The sequence below is a fragment of the Martinezella sp. CNPSo 3957 genome, from assembly GCF_057784395.1.
Map to the genome: position 1 here is coordinate 1 of NZ_JBXSOU010000004.1, position 19,055 is coordinate 19,055.

Sequence of the window (19,055 nt, forward strand, 5' to 3'; positions counted from 1 at the left end):
GCCGCAGCACCTGGGGAAGATTCAAACGGCACTATTGGGGAGTATTGCTCCGGTACTGACACTGGGCGCTACTTCCTCCGATCGAGAGTCCGCGTGCGAGCCCCCATCCACGCCATTTAGCACCAGAGGTAAGATAACACGGCCGTCCGCATCTGTCGGGGAAGCGACAGCCTACTTCCTCAATTTCAGGGGTCAAGAGCAGGCGTATGCTGAGCAGGTCAGGCCGCGTGAGCGACGATAGTGGACGGTGTCCAATTCCAAGGAAGCAGTTGCTCCAGCTTGGTAATCGGCGCGTCTGCTATACGGGCAAGAATGTCGGCAAGCCATACCTGCAGATCAATGTCGTTGAGCTTCGCCGTCATGATCAGCGTGGCCATGAAGGCTGCACGATCTGCACCGCGGTCTGATCCAGCAAGAGCCACGATTTTCTGCCGAGCGCAAAGCCTCTGAGCGCTCGCTCGGCGGCATTGTTCGTCAGGCAGATTCCGCCATCCTCCAGGAATGACGTAAAGCCATCCCAACGCTTGAGCATGTAGTCGATCGCCTCTGCGACCGGAGAACTGCGTGACAGCTTTAACCGCTCGGTTTGAAGCCAGTCCCTCAGATCGCCGACGAGCGGCAGACTGTCTCTCCGGCGACGCTCCAGGCGTTGATCGGCGGCAAGCCCGTTGATCTCCCGCTCGATATCGAACAGGGCGTCGATCCGTTTGACGGCTTCCAGCGCGATAGGCGAGATCGGCGCAGCGTTTCAACGCCGCGGCACATGCTCCGATCTGGTCGGCCAACGTTGAGAAACTAAGGTCGACGCCCTCGCGGGCATAGCGTTCGCTCTGGCGATTGAGCGGCTGGTGCTGAGCGAACTTCTCGAACAGGATCATCGCGAGCAGGTTTAGCCCGGCAAAGCCGAGTGGCGTCACATAGAAGGGAGCCGGTGGCTGCGTGATCTTCTCACACTCGCGGCAGGTAAACTTCTCCCGCACCGTCTGGATGACCTTCCACTGACGCGTGACGACCTCCAGGGTCTCGGTAACGTCCTCACCAAGCTTCGACAGTTTGGTGGAGCCGCAGCAGGCGCAATTTGCGGGAGCGGCGATAATGACGCGCTCACGCGGCAGGTGTTCCGGGAAGGGCTTGCGTGAAGGACGCTTGCGCTCGAAGGCTTTGACGGCTGAAACTTTGGCTGCGATCTCCTCCGCCGCCAGTTCATCCTCACCGGCGTCCGCTTCCAACTCCTCGAGTTGCAGTTCCATCTGCTCTAGGAGCCGCGCCTTACGCTCTGACCTACTGTTGGCCCCTCGATCCGGCAAAGCTCCTTTCGCCAGCGAAAGAGTTGACTGACATGAATGCCAGCTGCGCGGGCAATCTCAGAGATTACCGCGTCTGGCTCAAAGCAGGCAGCGACGAGGCGCTCTTTATCTTTGAGCGACCACCGCCGACGGCGCTCTACCGACGTGATCACCTCAATCGGATGCTTCATCATATAACTACTCCTAGTATTACCACTAGGACTGGCAATCAGCAGCCCGTCATCGCAAGGCGGCCCTCACCGTGGGCTTACAACCTAATTGAACATGACGTGCTAGCACGCGGAAAGATCGTCATCGATCTTCACGAGACTCTTCCGATGCAGTTTAAATCGCGAAGCTCCCCTCGCTCATCCATGGAAAGCCAATCACAGATCAGCGTGGACGGTACATCGTGGGATGTAGAACATCAGTTACCTATCAACGCAAACCGTTTTATTTGCAATACTCCAACCATTCAAAGCATCTCCACCCCAGTCGTCGTCGTAAAGACACGATAAAGCGACCGCGTTGCCGCAACAAAAAGCTGGTTCCGCTTCGGGCCGCCAAATGTAAGATTGGCGACCGTCTGGGGTATCTTGATCTTGCCGATCAAACCGCCGTCCGGTGCAAAACAATGAACGCCGTCGCCGGCGCTTGTCCATATGTTGCCGTCTATGTCGGCACGGAAGCCGTCCGGAATGCCGGTGTCGATGTTGCAGAAGACCTGGGCGTTTGCGAGTTTCTTGCCGTCTGCGACATCGAAGACACGAATGTGGCGGGGGGCGCTGACGTCGTGGCTTGCGGCGGAGTCGGCGACATAGAGTTTCGTCTCGTCCGGGGAAAAGGCCAAGCCGTTCGGCTGGCGGAAATCGTCCGCCATGACATCCAGTTCGCCGGTGGCCGGATCGAGGCGGTAGACGTTGCAGGTCGGCTGCTCCGGCTCCGCCTTGTAACCCTCGTAATTGGAGAGAATGCCGTAGGTCGGGTCGGTAAACCAGATCGTTCCGTCCGAGCGGACGATCACGTCGTTGGGTGAATTCAGGCGCTTGCCCTTATAACTGTCGGCAAGAACAGTGATGGAGCCATCGATCTCCGTGCGTGTGACACGCCGGCCGCCATGTTCGCAGGATATCAATCGCCCTTGGCGATCGCGCGTATTGCCGTTGGCGAAGTTCGAGGGCGCGCGAAAGATCGAGACATTCCCGCCCGGCACCCAGCGCAGCATGCGCTCGTTGGGAATGTCGCTCCAGATCAGGCATCCGGCATCGGCAAACCAGACCGGCCCCTCGGCCCAACGGCAATCCGAGTAAAGTTCCTCCAGGCCGGCGCTCGGGACGATCAGATTGCGGAAGCACGTGTCGTAGATTTCGTAAATGGAGGCTTCGGTCGGCATCGCAGTTTTCCTGTAGGGGTCTTGGGAGAAAAGTGTCAGCGCCCGCCAGCGGGGCGACCGCCGGCAACGAGAATGACGGCAATAATGATCAGGCCGGTCAGAACAAGCCTTGGGCCTGCGCCGAAACCGTAAGTGTTCAGCATGGAGACGACCAGAAACATGAACAGCGAGGCGCCCCAGATGCCCGGTACGTTGGAATCGCCGCCGGCAACAGCCGTCCCGCCGATGATGACGACGGCAATCGACATCAGCAAATATTCCGCGCCCATGTTGAGGGCCGCACCGCCGGAGAAGCTCGCCAGCAGATAGCCGCAGATCGAGGCGAGGATGGCGCAGAGCACATAGGTCGCAAGACGCGTTCCGTCGACGGGAATGCCGGCCATGCGCGCCGCGAACATGCTCTGGCCGATCGCCGAGATCCAGCGGCCATAGATGGTCTTTTCCAGGAGAACCCACGCAAGCGCCGATAGCAGCAGGGCGACGATGGCGACATTTGGTATGCCAAACACCCCCGATGTCGTGAATTCGGCCAGATATTCGGGCGGCTTGATGCGAAGGCCGCGGTTGCTCCAGATGGCAGTCGACTGAATGATGAAGCTCATGGAGAGTGTTGCGATGATCGGCGGAATGCGCAGCAGCTTGATCAGGGCATAATTGCCGATCCCGATGCCAAGGCCGATGACGACCGACACCAGCAGGCCCGGCACGATCATGCCGTCTTCGACATTCATGAGTTTCAGCGCGAGCGTACCGGCAAGCGTCATCGTTGCCGGCACGGAAAGATCGATATTGCCCGGCCCGAGCGTGATGACGAACATCTGCCCGATGCCGACGATAACAGAGAATGCCGCAAAGGTGAGTGCCGCCTGCGACAGGCCGATGGAACTGGCGCCGCCGGTAAAGAGAACGGTGATGATCCACACCGCGATTGCGGCGACAAAGGACCATATCCAGGGTTTGCGGCCGAGCACGGCAAGCGCGATCATGATTGTTTCTCCCGCTTTTCGAAGCGATTGAGCAAGAGCCTGAGGGCGAGCACAATAATCAGGATTGCGCCCTGCGCACCGATCTGCCAGTCGGGCGATATCCGCAGAAACGATAGGAAGGAGCCCGCCAGGGTCAATGTCAGCGCGCCGATGACGGCCCCCACCGGCGAGACGCGGCCGCCGGTAAACTCTCCACCACCGAGGATGACGCCGGCGATCGACAGCAATGTGTAACGCAGCGCGATATTCGCATCCGCCGAAGTGGTCAGCCCGACCAGCGCAATGCCGGCCAATACGGCAAAGAAGCCCGCCAGCGCATAGGCCGCGGCACGCAGGCTGACGACGGACCAGCCGGCACGCTGCAGCGACCGCTGATTGCCGCCCACACCGCGGATCAGCACCCCGAAGGAAGAGCGCATGACGATCAGATGGGCGAACAGCGCGATAAGGAGGCTGGCTATGATCGCAATGGGGACGAGCGGCGGCTTCGAAGTCATCAGCCAGCGCGCCCAATCGGGCGCAGTGCCGCCCGGCGCCGGCAGCAGCAGGACAGCCAGGCCGCCCCAGACGAAGCTCATGCCGAGCGTCACCACGATCGATGGCAGATCTCTGATATAGATGACAATGCCGATTGCGGCATAGACCGCAATTGCAGCCGCCAGAATGAGGATACCGACGAGCGGAGCAGATTGCAGATAGGTCGCTGCCACACAGGCCGTGAAGCTGACGAAGGTCCCCATCGAGAGATCGAGATCGTTGACCGACATGATCATCATCTGCGCAATCGTCGCCAAAGCAATCGGTACGGCGAGATTGAAGAGCAGATTGAGGCCGATATAGCTCATGGCGCGCGGCTGCAGATAAAAGACCGCAGCGAGCAGGACGGCGAGCGATAGCGCCGGAATGAGCAGGCGCAGGGTAGCGGAGGACGGACGGCTCATGCGCCCTCCCCGGCAAAGGAAGCCGCCAGCACATTTTCCTCCGTGATGTCTTCTCCGACCAGCTCGGCGACGATGGCGCCGTCGCGAAAGACATAAGCGCGGTCGCAGAGCCGGATCTCGTCCATTTCCGTCGAATACCAGATAAATGTCCGGCCGGACGAAGCCTCGTCGCTCAATATCCTGTAAACTTCCTGCTTGGTACCGATGTCGACACCGCGCATCGGATCATCCATCAGCACGATCGGCGCGGTCGTCGCCAAGGCGCGGGCGAAGAGCACCTTCTGCTGATTACCGCCCGACAAGGACAAGATGCCGCTCGCCATCGTCGGCGTACGGATTTCGATACGGCCCTTCCAGTCCGCTCCGAGGCGATCCTCGCGCCCGCGATCGACGACCGACAGACGCGAAAAATCGCTGAGCGAGGCAATACTGAGATTTTTCAGGATGCTCCAAAGCGGAAAGGTGCCGTTCAAGCTGCGGTCGCCGGCGACGAAGGTGATATTGCCTTGCCTACCCGGCAGCCAGTTATGTGAAAGCGAACGATGAAGATCGAGCAGCATGTCGGTCTGGCCATGGCCGGCAAGCCCGGCAAGCCCTATCACCTCGCCCTTCCGAGCATTGAAGCCAAGGCCTCTGCCTCCTCGCGCCGGAAGCGCCAGCAGAGGAGACGATGCGGCGCCTTCCCCGCCCCTGCGCGAGCGGTCCTGCTCCTTGACGACACTACCCATCGCCTGGACCAGGCTATGGACGGTGAAGTCCCGAGCGATGCGATCGGCGACGACGCGGCCGTCCTTCATGACAAGAATTCGGCTTGCAGTCGAAAGGATCTCACCGAGAATATGCGAGATCAGCATGACCGCACCGCCTGCTTGCACGAAGCTGCGCACATAGGCCATCAACTGGGCGGCAAGTCCGGCATCGAGGGATGAGGTCGGCTCATCGAGGATGACCAGCTTCGGCTTCTCGCCAACGGCACAAAAGGTGATCGCGATCTCCACCATCTGCCGCTCGGCGATCGAGAGTTCGCCGACGGTCCGCATGACGTCGATCCTGTGACCGGCGAAAATTTCGTCGAGCTTGGCGCGAACGATTGTGGCCGCCTGCCGACGCCAGCTCCAGCCGGCAAGGCCGCGATGGACCACCCGCATGTTCTCGACGACGGTGAGATTCGGCGCGAGTGACAATTCCTGAAAGACGCAGCGTATGCCGTGGGCGCGCGCCGCATTGATGCCGTGCACGCTGTCGTCTCCCTCATAGGCAACGCTGCCCTCGTGCGGGCTGAGGCCGCCGTTGATGACGTTGACGATCGTCGATTTTCCGGCGCCATTATGGCCAACAAGCCCGATGCACTCGCCGGCAAGAACCGTCAGATCGGCGCCATCGAGCGCTTTTACTGCGCCGAAATGAACCTTGATGCCACGGGCGGAGACGACGGCCTGCGGGCCGGCATCCTGTCTCTTCAAAGTATTGTCTTTGGCTGCAATCATGGATCGTCCGGGTTGGGCGTTTGATCGGCAGGCGCCGCCTTTTCATCGGCGGCACCCGTCTCTATGGCTCGCAGATATCGGTTACTTCGCCGCGGCGATCACCTTCTTTGCGTCGTCGAGCGTATATTCGACATTCGCGACACCGCCGGCCTGCGTGTTGGCAAGATTGGTTTCGAGATTGTCCTGATCGATGCGCAGGAACGGAACGACTAGGTCCTTCTTCACCTCTTTGCCATCAAGAATCTGCTGGGCGACCCAGAAGGCGAGCGTGGAGACGCCGGGTGCGATCGAGACCGACATGGTCTCGTAGCCGCTGGCATCCTTCTCCTTCTTCCACCAGGCAAGTTCATCCTGGCGGTTGCCCATGACGATCGTCGGCATGGGGCGCTTGGCGGCGGCGAAAGCCTGTGCCGCACCATAACCGTCACCGCCCTGGGTCACGACTGCGGCAATATCGGGAAGGCTCGGCAGAATCCCGGCAACGGCGCGCTGGGCGACATCCTGAGCCCAGTCGCCGTGAACCGAACCGACAATCTTGAACTGCGGATATTTGGCGGCAGCCGCATGGATACCCGCGGAAATCTCGTCATCGACGGAGACGCCGGCAAGCCCGCGGATTTCGAGCACATTGCCACCCTTCGGCATCTTCTTGGCGAGATATTCGATCTGGCTGGCACCCATGCCCTTGAAATCGACCGCGATGCGCCAGGCGCAGGGTTCGGTCACGATGCCGTCGAAGGAAACGACGACGATCTTGGCATCGCAGGCTTCCTTGATCGCGCCGTTCAGCGCCGTCGGCGAGGCAGCATCGATGACGATCGCATCATAGCCCTGCAGGATCATGTTCTGGATCTGGGCGGCTTGCTCGGTTGCCTGATTTTCTGCCGTCGTGAACGGATCGGCCGCGGCAACGACACCGGTCTTGACCGCTTCCCCCGTTACCTTCTGCCAGCTCGTCAACATGGCCTGGCGCCAGGAGTTGCCGGCATAATTGTTCGACAAGGCAATTTTCTTGGATGACGTATCTGCAAAGGCAGCACCCGGCGCGGCAACGCAAGCGATAACGGCGGATGCCATAAGCATCTTGGCAATATTCATTTTTTCCTCCCAAAGTGCCTGTACTTCATCTTCCAGGCCAAGATTTCCGAGCGCGCTCCTCAACGAACGATCGAAAATAATATTTGCACTGAAGGTTGCCCTGTCAGTAGAAACAGGATGTCCGAGATTGTGACGCTTGTACAGGCGCTTAAAGGGCGGGACCTTGCGGGATCCCGCAGAAAAGATGCGCAAGTCCGCAAGACGGATCGCTCGGATCGGCGCTTAATAGCGTCGGAAATTTGCATGCTGCGCGGCCGGAGGAGCAGAGGTCGGCGCATTGCCTGGGAGGGCTTGTCCTTGCGCGATCTGGCGCCGCAATCGGTCTTTGACCATTATCTCAACATATCGAGGCTTCTTGCCGGCCAGCTCGACTTTCACTCGGTCATCCAGGCTGTCGCTGCCGAGATCAGCCATGTTATCCCGCATGACCATCTCGACGTCTGCATCATCCTTATGGACGAACAATTTCATACTGCCTACGAGAGCGGCCTGGAAACGGATTGGGGTCGCCGCTTTCCCGCACCCGTGAGCAACAGCCCCATCCGCACGCTTCTCTGGGGCGAGACCGATTACCTCTTAACCGACGATGCCTGGAGCGATCCCCAATTCCATTTTCAGGGTTCTTTCTCGCACCCGATCTTTCACCAATCGCTGCATAGCCGTCTGCACGTGCCCCTTAAAGTTCAGGGTCATATCATCGGCGCCCTGTCCTGCTCCAGTCACCAGAGCGGCCTCTACACGATGCGAGATATCGAAAGTGCCCGCGTGATTGCCGATCTCCTCGCACCCCACTTCTTTGCAATCCGCGCCGCCGACCAGGCCAAACGATCGGCGATCGTCGAGGCCGAGGCTCGGGCCCGCGAAGAGGGTCTGCGTCTCGGTGCCCTGAAGCTGACCGAGGCGCTGGAAGCGGAACGCCAGCGCATCGGCATGGATCTGCACGACCAGATTCTCGCCGATCTGACCCGTCTCTCCCGACGGCTGGAACGGCTTGCCCGCCAGCCCGATGTCACCGGTGAAGCGCTTGAGCCGCTCTTTCGCGGGTTGCAACACAGCATGCACGATCTTCGCCAGATCATCGAGGAGGCCAAGCCCTCTGTCCTTCAACTGTTCGGTTTTGCGCAGGCGATCGAGAACCATCTCGAACGATCGATCCAGGAAAGCGGCGCGACTTTGTCCTGGACACTGAATGACGAGACCGGCGGCGCGATCGACTGCCTTGAACAATCGGTGTCGATTGCCCTGTTCCGCATCGCGCAGGAGGCCATCAACAACGCCATTCGCCATGCCCAGGCTGAGAGCATCGCTGTTCATCTGAAAGCGGCCGAGGGTGCGGTCACCATTGATGTCGTCGATGACGGTGTCGGACTGGGAAACACCCGCAGATTATCTGGCGGCGGCATCGAAAACATGCGCACGCGAGCGCGGCTGATTTCAGCGCGTTTCGCGATCAAGGCCGCTGCGACGTCCGGTGGAACGATTGTCAGTGTCAGCCTGCCTGCCATCGCGCAAACGGCCGGAGGAGCTGCCGCATGAAGGTTCTGATTATCGAGGACGATCCGCTCCATCGCTCCTATCTCAATGAAGCGATCCGCGCTGCACTTCCCGAATGCGATGGCGTGCTGGAAGCGGAAAATGGCAATACGGGCGAGCGGCTGGCGCGGGATTTGAGGTCCTCTCATATCGTCATGGATCTGCAGATGAGCCAGCGCAATGGCATCGAGGCTGCCCGCACGATCTGGAAGGAGCGACCGGAGACGCGCATTCTTTTCTGGTCGAACTATTCGGACGAGGCCTACGTTCGCGGCGTTTCGCGCATCGTGCCTGCCGGCGCCGTCTATGGCTACGTCCTGAAATCGGCCTCGGACGACCGCCTGAAGCTCGCGCTTCGCAGCATCTTCATCGAAAGTCAGTGCGTGATTGACCGCGAAGTGCGCGGCATGCAGCAAAAGAGCCTCGGCAATGTCAACGGGTTCACCGAGGCCGAATATGAGATCCTGATCGATATCGCTCTTGGATTGACCGATCGTGCGATCGCCCAGCGGCGCAATCTCTCGGTCCGCAGCGTCCAGAACCGATTGCAGCAGCTCTATGTGAAACTCGGCGTCTATCAGCCGCTCGGCGGTCAGGATGATGATGGTCGTTTCAATCTGAGAGCGCGCGCGGTGGCCGTGGCCTTCTTAAGAAAACTCCTCAACCATAGCGCGCTCGAACGTGCGGAAGCCGATCTTTCCGCTTGGCTGGCGCGCCAACCCCGAGACTGAAAGCAAGCCCTGCCCGCTACGTCGATCTTGCTTGACGTCTTCCCTCGAATAATTGTCTATTGCTAGCAATAGACATTAATCCAACCATACGGAACTTCCCATGTCCGCCGTTTCGCCTGTCATCCTTCTCAACCCCATTGACGATGTTGCGGTCGCTCGCGTGATGATCCGCGCCGGCAGCCCGACCGGCATCGATGGCTTGATTACCGCAGACCAGATCCCGCGGGGCCATAAGGTCGCGGTTCGCGACATCCAGGCAGGTCAGGAGATCCGCAAATTCGGCCAGCCGATCGGCGTCGCGACACAGTTCATTCCGGCCGGCGGCCACGTCCATCTGCAGAACCTGGCTGTGATCGAATCCGACCATCCCTACCAGTTCAGCGTCGATATCGAAGAGACCGGTATGCTGCCGCGCGAGGAATGTCGGACCTTCATGGGCTTTGACCGCGGTGCCGGCGGCGTCGGCACGCGCAATTTCATCGGCATCATCACGACGGTCAATTGCTCGGCAACCGTCTCGAAATACATCGCCGAACATTTCAATCGCACCGGCGGGCTCGAGGGCTTCGACAATGTCGATGGCGTCGTGGCGCTGACCCACGGCGGCGGCTGTGCCGTCAGCACGCAGTCGGAGGGCTACCGGTATCTGGCCCGTACCCTCCAGGGCTATGCGCGGCATCCGAATTTCGGCGGTATCCTCATGATCGGGCTTGGCTGCGAAACCAATCAGATCGCGCCCATTCTGGAGCATTACAAGCTGGAGGAAGGAAACCGGCTGCGCACCATGACGATCCAGGATCTCGGCGGTACCCGCAAGACGATCGCTGCCGCATCCGAAATGATCAAGGACATGCTGCCGGAGGTCAATTCCGCCACCCGCACTGTCCAGCCGCTTTCCGGCATCAAGCTCGCCCTGGAATGCGGTGGCTCCGATGGCTATTCGGGCATTTCGGCCAATCCGGCGCTCGGCTATGCCTCCGATCTCCTCGTGCGCAATGGCGGCACCTCGGTTCTGGCGGAAACGCCGGAGATCTATGGTGCGGAACACCTGCTGACGCGCAGGGCGGTCACGCCCGCGGTCGCCGAAAAGCTGCTCTCCAGAATCGACTGGTGGCGCGATTATACCCGACGCAACGGAGCGGAACTCAACAACAATCCGTCCTATGGCAACAAGCTCGGCGGATTGACGACCATCCTTGAAAAGTCGCTCGGCGCGGTCGCCAAGGGCGGCTCCATGCCGCTCAAAGCCGTCTATGAATATTCTGAGATCGTCGACGAACCCGGCTTCGTCTTCATGGACACGCCCGGCTACGATCCCGTCGCCGTCACCGGCCAGGTTGCGGGCGGCTGCAATGTGATCTGCTTCACGACGGGCCGAGGGTCCGTCTCCGGCTTCAAGCCGGCACCCTGCGTCAAGATCGCCACCAATACAGAGATGTATAACCATATGCGCGAGGATATGGACATCAATTGCGGTGACATCGTCAGCGGCGACGATACGATCGAAGCGGCGGGTGAACGGATTTTCGAGGAGATCATCGCTGTCGCCTCCGGCAAGAAGACTCTGAGTGAGACCTTCGACTACGGCGACAATGAATTCGTCCCCTGGCAGGTCGGCGCCATCACCTGATGGTGCCGCGCATCAGACGATGAATGGGTATTCGTCCGGCTGGTATTGCTCGCGGATATAGGCGGCGCGTGCCTGTACACTCGGTTGCGAGTTGTGAATATGATCTCGCATGGCTTTGCGCAGCCCCTCCCCGTCTCGGTTTTGCACCATTTTAAAGACACCGATGTGCTCCGACAGGAAGGGCTCGTATTCCGGCCTCTTGATGCGACTGCCGACGATATGCTTGCTGAGCGTAAGGATGCAGTGCGTCCGCTTCAGGATGCTCAGGAACTCCTTGTTCGGGCAAGCCTGAAGGCTGCGCAGATGAAGATCGAGCTCCAGTTCATACATGGTCGAGGCCGAGACATCGGGATAATCCGCAAGCGCCTGCGACAGCCGCGCGAGCATTGTGTCGACGTGGTCTCTGGAAAGCCCGCCCAAGGCGCTTGCGAGCGCCACAGGCTCGATCTGTTCGCGCACCTCATAGAGGTCACGGATACGCTGGCTGTCGAGCGGGACGATCGACCAGCGAAAATTGTCGTCCTTTTCGGTGATACCAAGCGTCTCGAGCCTCAGCAGCACATCGCGCGCCACGGCGCGCCCGACGCCGAAATGCCGTGCCAACTCGTTTTCATTGATGCGATAACGGCCGAAAAAGGAGCGATGGACGACGATGCGTTCGACATCCTCGTAAAGCGCCTGCCATGCGAATACCGGCCTATCGCCATCTTCATCGAACAATTTACCGAGATAATCGCCGAGCTTGATCCGCTTCGGTGGTGTCCCCGCCCTACCAACGATAAAGCCCCGCCCTTCGAGACGCGCGATCAGGCCGCCATCGAACAACATCTGCAATGCCTGACGAACCGGCGCCCGGCTGCTGCCGACCAGATCGGCAAGGGCGGCCTCGGTCAAGACAACACCTTCAGGCACCGCTCCAGCGAGAATCTCTGCCCTCAATCGCTCGTGAAGCTGCTCATAGAGCCTAATTTTTCTAAGGCCGCTGCTTTCGACTTGGGATGGGCTCATCTCGTTCCATATTTCATCAAAGGGTCAGCATCTTCGCCGTCCTCATTACCACATCCAGTTCAAAACCTCCTCCATGTCCTACCGCAAGGCCTTTTTCGCAAGAAATCGACGTGAGCCGACAATTCGCACCATCGAAATCGTTGATCACGACAGGCTATCGTCCCACTTCCGCGGCGCAATGGCGGTTCGCGCCACGCCCCTGGCGACAACCCTAGCCGCTAATCGGACGATTTCAGGTTGAGCTTTAGCGGCCCTTTTCCGCGCTGCTTTTGGCAAGACAATTGCTGTCGCCGCTCATTTCAAAATTGTCGACGTGTTGTCTAGCGCAGCTTGCCGGTTACAGAACCACGCCGTCACCGCGGACAAGGGTCGAGAGCATAGTTTCAAGCCCCGCAATCTCTTGGGGCGAGACCTCGTGCGCGCGGTCGGGCAGAACGTCGCAACGTAAACTCGCCCGTGCCCGTGCAAGACTTTCGGCAGCGTCGGCAAAAGCATCGACAGGAATCCAAGGATCCTTGTCGGATCCGGTCAAATAAACCGGCATGCGATCAAGGTCCGCAAAGGGTCTGTCGCACTCCGAAGTGCCGACGCGGCAGCCAGTAAGATTGACCATGGCACCCCGCCATGGCCCGCATTTCATTGCATATTCCAGAGCCAGGCACGCGCCCTGGCTGAAGCCGCCGATCAGCAGAGGCGTGGCGTGACGGCGACAGGTCAATTCGTCGGTAACTCCGCGAATATAAGCCAGCGAGGATTCCAGTTCCTCTCGCGTTGCCGACGTCAACCGTTCCGTAGCTCGCGCGCCGTACCAGCTTCTACCGGCAGCGCGCGGCAGTACAAAAGCCACGCCCAACGTCTTAAGCCGACCGATCACCTGCTCGTGCATGTCTTCAGGCGACTGGGTACGCCCATGGATGAAGACGCAGTGGACTTTGGCCTCCTCGGGTGCAGCGCCGAGCAGGAGAGGTTCATGATGCATCGCCATCTCCCAGCTTAGAAGTTCGCCGGTTCCAGGCCAGCGATCAGCTCTTCGCGACGGTTCTCGAACCACGGCGGGAAGACTAGGGTGGTGCCGATCTGGTCGGCCGGTTCGTCAAGCGCCCAGCCGCCCTCGACCGACCAGGCGATCTCGAACAGCGCGCCGCCCGGCGAACGGACGTAGCAGGACTTGAAGTAGTTGCGGTCCTTCTGGTCGGAAACGTCGGTGAATCCCAGTCCCTCCAGATGCGCCTTCAGCTGCAGCTGGTTCTGCTCGTCGCCAGTGTTGAGCGCAAGATGATGAATAGTGCCGCCGGCAAGCGTCCACGTGCCCTGCGGGCTATTTGCTTCGTGCAGGATTTCTACCATGCTGTTGGGACCGTTTGCGTTTGGGACGGAGAACATCAGTCCCTCGTTGCTGTCGGCTTCCTTCGTCATCGACAGGCCGACAGTCAGGAAGTCATCCATGGCGGTGCGGTCAAACACGGCAATCGCCGCGCCGTAGATACCCTTGATACCATGCTCGGCCTTAACCCCTTGCGCCTCGTTGACGATGGGCGGTCGGTTGTCGGAAGGGCTTTCCACCAATTCATGCGGAATGCCGCAGGGATGTTTGAAGGCTACGCGCGCGATGCCGAAGCGAGATATCTTCGCAGCCTCGATGCCACGGGCATTGAGCCGCTCGACCCAGTAGCCGCACGCACCGGCGGGGATCGCCTGCTGGATAATCTTCGACTGGTTCGTACCACGCCTGCCGAAAACGGCGGGTTTGCGGAACGGAAAGGTGGTGATGATCGTCGAAGCCTCGCCACTGCGAGACCCGTAATAGAGATGATAGACAGGGATGGTGCCATCGAACAGCACGGTACGTTTGACCGAATAAAGGCCCAACGCTTTGGTGTAGAAATCATAGTCCTCTTGCACACCGTCGGTGCAAAGGGTCAAGTGATGATAGCCGCTGACAAGTGCCATCGTTCTCCTCCTTCTGTAGAACAATCGATCGTCCCCGGGGAGCGGCTCCTCCTCCGCATTCCTCCCCATCGGTTCGCAATCAGCTCTTAGCCACTCGCCAACCACTGCAAATATAGCCTATCTAAAACGGCCGTTGATGAGATTGTTCATAAATACTATAGCATTTTGCTATGAAAATCGTGGAACATCACCTTGTTCAGCTCGCCGCCGTCATCGAGACTGGAGGCGTAACGGAAGCCGCCGCCATGCTCGGCATGACGCAGTCGGCCGTATCGCGAACCATCTCCATCCTGGAGAAGCGGGTGGGTGAACCGCTATTCGTCTCAGGGCGACGGCCAATGCAGCCGACACCGCTCGGCGAACAGCTCGGCCTGCAGGGCAAGGCGATCCTCGCGTCCTCGCGCAAGGCGATGGAAATCATCCGCAGTTTCAAGTCGGGTTCGTTCGGCCGCGTGCGGATTGGCGGCGTGCCTTTCTTCATGGATGCGGTTGTCTCGCCGATGATCGCCTCGTTCCAACGCGACGAGCCGGGGATCATGGTGCACCAGTCCTACGGCAACTATTCCGACCTGGTAAGCGAGCTCGAATCCGGTCAAATCGATGTCGCGGTCACACCGACGGGCTCCGCCGATCTTCGGGCCGACCAGCAGTTCGAACCACTGCTGCCTGCCCGAAACGTGCTGGCCTGTGGCGCTGGCCATCCGCTGATGCGCAAGCGCAATCTGGCAACCGAGGACATCCTCAACTACCCTTGGGTCGCTCCCCTGCCCGGCTCGCCGCTGGTACTGGACTTGCACAATATTCTGCTCACGCTCGGCATAGAGGAGGTTTCGATCCGTTATGCCGGAGGCTCTCTGATGAGCGTCTTGAATTATCTGATCGGAACGGACGCTCTGGCAATCCTGCCGCTTTCCGTCGCTTACTCGTTGCGCCGGGAAAACAGGATCAGCGTCATTCCGCTTGATATCCCGCAGCCGGAACGGGCACTGGGGATCATGACGAGAACGAAGCCCTATTCAAATCCGGCCGGACGCAAGCTTGTTGGACATCTGCGGCGCGAATTCTCCGAGCTGCGTCGATCAGTCGAAAAGCACGAGCGCGAAATCCATTGGGCTCACGGGCCTTTCATGGCCGAGCGCGAACGAAAGGGCCCGGGCTGAGCCGAGCATGAGCACACAGACAGCTCAAGATGCAAGAGAGTCGAAACGCGAGTTGTCGCGTCCCGGTCCTTCGCATCGTCCGCAGGGCTTAGCTCTTCTTCGAAGGTGCCAGCACGAAATCGTACTCGACCTCCCAGAACCAGCCCGGAAACTCCAGCTCGTGAGCCCGCACCGCATCGTCGACTCGTTTGAATTCGGCCAGCAGGCTTTCCTTGACGCCGAAGACGGCGTCGGAATTGATATAGGGATCGTGAGGGTCGAATATGTGTGTCGTCAGAGTCTCGAACCCGTCGGCCTTGAGGATGAAATGCAGGTGGGCCGGGCGGTACGGATGGCGGCCGAGCCCCGCCAGGAGCTTGCCGACCGTGCCGTCGTCGGGGATCGGATAGAACTTCGGCTTGACCGCTCGGAACCAGTAGCGACCGTCCTCGCCGGTGCGGAACACGCCGCGCAGATTGAAGTCGGGCTGAATACCCTTCTGTTGGACGTCATAGAATCCTTCGTCATTAGCCTGCCAGACATCGAGCACGGCATTGGCAACCGGCCGGCCGTCGATATCGAGAATGCGGCCATGAATGACCATATCCTCGCCTTTCTGATCGAGGCAGATGTTTGCCCCCATCGGCAGTTCGGGCGCGTCCGCTACATGGAACGGTCCGAGCACGGTCGATTCCGACGCACCCGAAGGCTTGCGGTTGTTGATCGCATCGACAAGCATCGACACGCCGAGCACGTCCGAAAGCAGAATGAACTCCTGCCGCCACTCGTTGCAGAGATGACCGGTCTGGGTCAGGTACATGATCGCTTTGAACCATTCATCCTGCGTCGGCTCGATTTCCTTGACCGCCTCATGCAACTTGCGCGTGATGACCTCCATCACCTGCTTCAGACGCGGATCACGTGCATTGGCGTTGCGCCCGGTGACGACCTCGACGGAGTTCTCCTCCGTGAAAAATCCCTTTTCATGCGTTTCCATAGTGAAATCTCACAGAGCTAGAACAAAGGACAGTGCGCGGCGGAGCTCCGCCACCGGGTCTTCCGCGATGGTTTCGCGACGCCAGCAGACATGTTGGTCGGGTCGCACGAGAATGATGCCGCTGTCGCGGACCTCACGCAGATTGGCCCAGTCGCCGGTCAGATCCTGCCAATGCTGGCGCGGCCCGATGACATGAGCTTCGATGTCGAAGCCAAGTTCACGGCCGAGCTGCTTTGCTGCCTCGACCCAGCCGCGGCCGCCAATGCCGGTGAGCACCGTAAAGCGGCCCTTGCCGCAAAGATCGAGCGTCGAGGCCTTGGTTCCGTTGTCGGCAAAGATCCAGGCATGCGGCAGCCGCGCACCCGGCCAGGTGGTCGGCTGGTAATGCAGCTCCGCATCCTTCTCGAAGGCCGGCTCGGGCTGACCGTCGGTGAGAACGGCGTCCGACCGATAACGTTGGTTCATCTCGACGCCGTGAGCATCGAATTCATAGACCTTGGCTGCGATCGCCTTACGGATGGCAGCACGCTGCGTTTCGGCTGCCGACGTATCGTCGCAGCGCGCATCCATGTTCTGCTGCATTTTCACGGGGTCGATGGAATCGAGCAGGCCAAGCGCCTTGAAGATCGGCCCGAACTCCTCGATCGACTTGTTGGCTCGGGTCACGATCTGCTTGGCGATCGGCGCGCGCTCGCGTTGGTAGCTGTCGAGCAAGGCGGGACCCGCCTTGCCTTTCAACACGTGACTGAGTTTCCACGCGAGATTGAAAGCATCCTGGATCGACGTATTGGAGCCCAGTCCGTTCGACGGCGGATGCCGATGGGTAGCATCCCCCATGCAAAAGACACGGCCGTTCTGCATCGTCGTTGCGTAGAGGTTATTGACAGTCCACGTCGAAACCGACTGGATTTCCACCGCCAGCTCGTGGTCACCGACGAGGTCACGCACCACTTTGGTGGCGAAGGCCGTGTCTACGTCCGGCGCTGGCTGATTGATGTCGTATCCCCAGACGATCAGCCATTCATTCCACGGCCGAACCATGCGCACCAGACCCATGCCTATGCCGCCGACGTCTGCGCCTGGCTGGACGACCCAGTAGAGCACCGAGGGGCGATGGGCGACGTATTTCGAAAGGTCGGCCTTGAAGAGGATGTTCATTGATCCGCCGACGCCCATACGGCCCTCGAATGTGAGCCCCGCATCTTCAGCCACCTTGGAATTGCCGCCATCGGCGCCAATCAGGTACTTGGACCGGACCGTGAGTTCCGCGCCGGTGAGCCTGTCGCGGCAGGTCGTCGTTACGCCGTCCGCGTCCTGCTCGTGGCGAATATATTCGGTCGACATGCGCGCCTGCGCGCCGCGCGAGCATGCCGTCTTGAAGAGCAACGGCTCCATGAAGGTCTGGGGCAGGTCGTTCATGTGCGAGGGCGACGACAGCTGATGCTCGGCCCGGCTGACCGGATGCGTGCCCCAGCTGCGCATCCGGCCGATCTCTTCGCCGGCAAGCGAGGTGCAAAAGACGTTCTGCCCCATCAAATCTTGCCCGGTGGCAAAGAGATAGGCCTCGTCCTCGACATCCTTTCCCAGATCGCGCAAAACCTCCATCGTACGTTGGTTGGTGATGTGCGCACGCGGCGTGTTGGCCAACCAGCGGTAGCGGTTGATGACCATGGTTTCGACGCCGTAGCTGGCAAGCAGCGCCGCTGAGGCCGAGCCGGCAGGGCCTGTCCCTATGATCAAAACGTCAGTGTTGATGTCAGCCATGCGGCCCTCCTTTGATAGTCTTGGTCAATGGTCCGCCGGCAAGGATGCGGCGAACGGGGAAAAGTTGAAGTGCGGTGCGCTCGGTAAAGAGGCCCCACAGTCCGCGCGGGGCAAACAGCATGACGGCAATGCCGAGAAGGCCGAGAACGAGCAGATACCAAGAGCCGTAATCGGCAAAAAGCTTCTGTAGAATGAAGAAGACGATGACGCCAACGATCGGTCCCTCGATCGTGCCGATGCCGCCGATGACGACGATGAAGATCACATAGGCGGTCCAGTCGGTGACCGAGAAGGCGGCGTCGGGCGAGATGCGCGCCTTTTGCAGGTAAATGAGCGCGCCGGTCAGGCCCGTGACGAAGGCCGCGGCGAGATAGACGGCAAATTTAATGCGGTTTGGATCGATGCCGACCGATCTTGCCGCCTCGCGGTTGTCACGCACGGCGGCAAGCCCCAGTCCCTGCTTGGAACGCAACAGCCGATAGGCAAAGCCAATGGCGGCAAACGCCAGCAAAAGCGCCAGCCAATAGCACACCATATCCGCGGCCTGGGCAGGCCGCACGCCGAACCATTCGGCGACGAGGCGGGCGCCCGGCAGATCGCGCGTGATGCCGGAAGGCAACGACGTTCCCGTGCCACCGCCGAGCGCCTTCCATTGCGCCAGAGACAGCCGCACTACCTCGGCGATCACCCAGGTCCCGATCGCGAAATAGGCACCGTGTAACCGGAAGACGAAGAAGGCCGTCGGCACGGAAAGCATCATGGCGGCAAGCCCGCCGAGCATGATCGCAATAACAGGATTGAGCCCGCTGAGGATGACGGCGGCGGACATAGCGTAGGCCCCGAAGCCGACGAAGGTCTGCTGACCAACCGAAACGAGCCCCGCATAGCCGGCAAGCAGGTTCCAGCATTGCGCGAGCGTCAGCATCGTCAGGATGAAGAAGAGATCCTGCAGCACAGCGCGTGGCGCGAAAAACGGAGCGGCAACGCCTGCCGCAATCATCGCAACGACGAGAAGCACTGCAAACGACGAGGCGCGGTCGCGCGTCGATACGGTCCAGCCGGGCGGCGGCGCGGGCGAAGCGGAGTCCGAGGAAAGCGTATCGTGCACCATG

The 19,055-nt window shown here is 60.1% G+C and carries 16 protein-coding genes and 1 pseudogene; 4 read left to right on the forward strand and 13 right to left on the reverse strand.

The genetic code is table 11. The annotated features are described in order from the left end of the window. Positions 1-218: 218 nt before the first annotated feature. From AC13QE_RS11415 to AC13QE_RS11445, 7 genes and pseudogenes are all read right to left on the reverse strand, one after another. Positions 219-1,283, reverse strand: a pseudogene (locus AC13QE_RS11415) (IS66 family transposase); the annotation flags it as partial. Continuing rightward, positions 1,256-1,480, reverse strand: a complete 225-nt coding sequence (locus tag AC13QE_RS11420; RefSeq protein ID WP_488483745.1) for a transposase — start codon at positions 1,478-1,480, stop codon at positions 1,256-1,258. The gene AC13QE_RS11420 and the pseudogene AC13QE_RS11415, both read right to left, overlap by 28 nt. Positions 1,481-1,761: 281 nt before the next feature. Beyond that, complete coding sequence (locus AC13QE_RS11425; RefSeq protein ID WP_488483746.1) at positions 1,762-2,679, reverse strand: SMP-30/gluconolactonase/LRE family protein; 918 nt, start codon at positions 2,677-2,679, stop codon at positions 1,762-1,764. A gap of 35 nt (positions 2,680-2,714) precedes the next feature. Further along, positions 2,715-3,665, reverse strand: coding sequence for an ABC transporter permease (locus AC13QE_RS11430; RefSeq protein WP_488483747.1), 951 nt, complete (start codon positions 3,663-3,665; stop codon positions 2,715-2,717). After that, on the reverse strand, positions 3,662-4,606 hold the full coding sequence (locus AC13QE_RS11435; protein ID WP_488483748.1) for an ABC transporter permease: 945 nt from the start codon (positions 4,604-4,606) through the stop codon (positions 3,662-3,664). The genes AC13QE_RS11430 and AC13QE_RS11435 overlap by 4 nt, the downstream gene beginning before the upstream one ends. Beyond that, positions 4,603-6,093 carry an ATP-binding cassette domain-containing protein gene (locus AC13QE_RS11440; RefSeq protein ID WP_488483749.1) on the reverse strand — a complete coding sequence of 497 codons (1,491 nt, stop codon included), beginning with the start codon at positions 6,091-6,093 and terminating at the stop codon, positions 4,603-4,605. Before AC13QE_RS11440 ends, AC13QE_RS11435 begins: the two co-directional genes overlap by 4 nt. Before the next feature lie 81 nt (positions 6,094-6,174). Next, positions 6,175-7,191, reverse strand: coding sequence for an ABC transporter substrate-binding protein (locus AC13QE_RS11445; protein ID WP_112337679.1), 1,017 nt, complete (start codon positions 7,189-7,191; stop codon positions 6,175-6,177). Positions 7,192-7,488: 297 nt separating this feature from the next. Between AC13QE_RS11445 and AC13QE_RS11450 the strand changes: the two genes are divergently transcribed. The 3 genes from AC13QE_RS11450 to AC13QE_RS11460 all read left to right on the forward strand — a co-directional run bounded on the left by AC13QE_RS11450 (position 7,489) and on the right by AC13QE_RS11460 (position 11,085). After that, positions 7,489-8,727 carry a GAF domain-containing sensor histidine kinase gene (locus AC13QE_RS11450; protein WP_488483750.1) on the forward strand — a complete coding sequence of 413 codons (1,239 nt, stop codon included), beginning with the start codon at positions 7,489-7,491 and terminating at the stop codon, positions 8,725-8,727. After that, on the forward strand, positions 8,724-9,455 hold the full coding sequence (locus AC13QE_RS11455) for a response regulator transcription factor (RefSeq protein WP_112413301.1): 732 nt from the start codon (positions 8,724-8,726) through the stop codon (positions 9,453-9,455). The genes AC13QE_RS11450 and AC13QE_RS11455 overlap by 4 nt, the downstream gene beginning before the upstream one ends. Positions 9,456-9,555: 100 nt before the next feature. Next, positions 9,556-11,085 (forward strand): UxaA family hydrolase, encoded by a 1,530-nt coding sequence (locus AC13QE_RS11460; protein WP_488483751.1) that lies wholly within the window; start codon positions 9,556-9,558, stop codon positions 11,083-11,085. Positions 11,086-11,097: 12 nt separating this feature from the next. Here the strand turns inward: AC13QE_RS11460 and AC13QE_RS11465 are convergent, their stop codons facing one another. From AC13QE_RS11465 to AC13QE_RS11475, 3 genes are all read right to left on the reverse strand, one after another. Further along, positions 11,098-12,093 carry a GntR family transcriptional regulator gene (locus AC13QE_RS11465; RefSeq protein WP_488483752.1) on the reverse strand — a complete coding sequence of 332 codons (996 nt, stop codon included), beginning with the start codon at positions 12,091-12,093 and terminating at the stop codon, positions 11,098-11,100. A gap of 337 nt (positions 12,094-12,430) precedes the next feature. Then, a complete protein-coding gene (locus AC13QE_RS11470; RefSeq protein WP_488483753.1) occupies positions 12,431-13,072 on the reverse strand; it encodes an alpha/beta hydrolase in 642 nt (213 codons plus the stop codon). A gap of 14 nt (positions 13,073-13,086) precedes the next feature. Further along, positions 13,087-14,043 carry a VOC family protein gene (locus AC13QE_RS11475; RefSeq protein ID WP_488483754.1) on the reverse strand — a complete coding sequence of 319 codons (957 nt, stop codon included), beginning with the start codon at positions 14,041-14,043 and terminating at the stop codon, positions 13,087-13,089. Positions 14,044-14,213: 170 nt separating this feature from the next. Between AC13QE_RS11475 and AC13QE_RS11480 the strand changes: the two genes are divergently transcribed. After that, positions 14,214-15,203 (forward strand): LysR family transcriptional regulator, encoded by a 990-nt coding sequence (locus AC13QE_RS11480; RefSeq protein WP_488483755.1) that lies wholly within the window; start codon positions 14,214-14,216, stop codon positions 15,201-15,203. An 88-nt stretch (positions 15,204-15,291) separates the two neighbouring features. Here the strand turns inward: AC13QE_RS11480 and AC13QE_RS11485 are convergent, their stop codons facing one another. Genes AC13QE_RS11485 through AC13QE_RS11495 form a run of 3 tightly spaced genes read right to left on the reverse strand, consistent with a single transcriptional unit; the run spans position 15,292 to position 19,054 of the window. Beyond that, complete coding sequence (locus tag AC13QE_RS11485; RefSeq protein ID WP_488483756.1) at positions 15,292-16,179, reverse strand: intradiol ring-cleavage dioxygenase; 888 nt, start codon at positions 16,177-16,179, stop codon at positions 15,292-15,294. A gap of 9 nt (positions 16,180-16,188) precedes the next feature. Beyond that, entirely contained in the window at positions 16,189-17,943 is a 1,755-nt protein-coding gene (locus AC13QE_RS11490) for an FAD-dependent oxidoreductase (RefSeq protein WP_488483757.1), read from the reverse strand. Beyond that, complete coding sequence (locus AC13QE_RS11495; protein ID WP_488483758.1) at positions 17,936-19,054, reverse strand: branched-chain amino acid ABC transporter permease; 1,119 nt, start codon at positions 19,052-19,054, stop codon at positions 17,936-17,938. The genes AC13QE_RS11490 and AC13QE_RS11495 overlap by 8 nt, the downstream gene beginning before the upstream one ends. Position 19,055 lies beyond the last annotated feature (1 nt).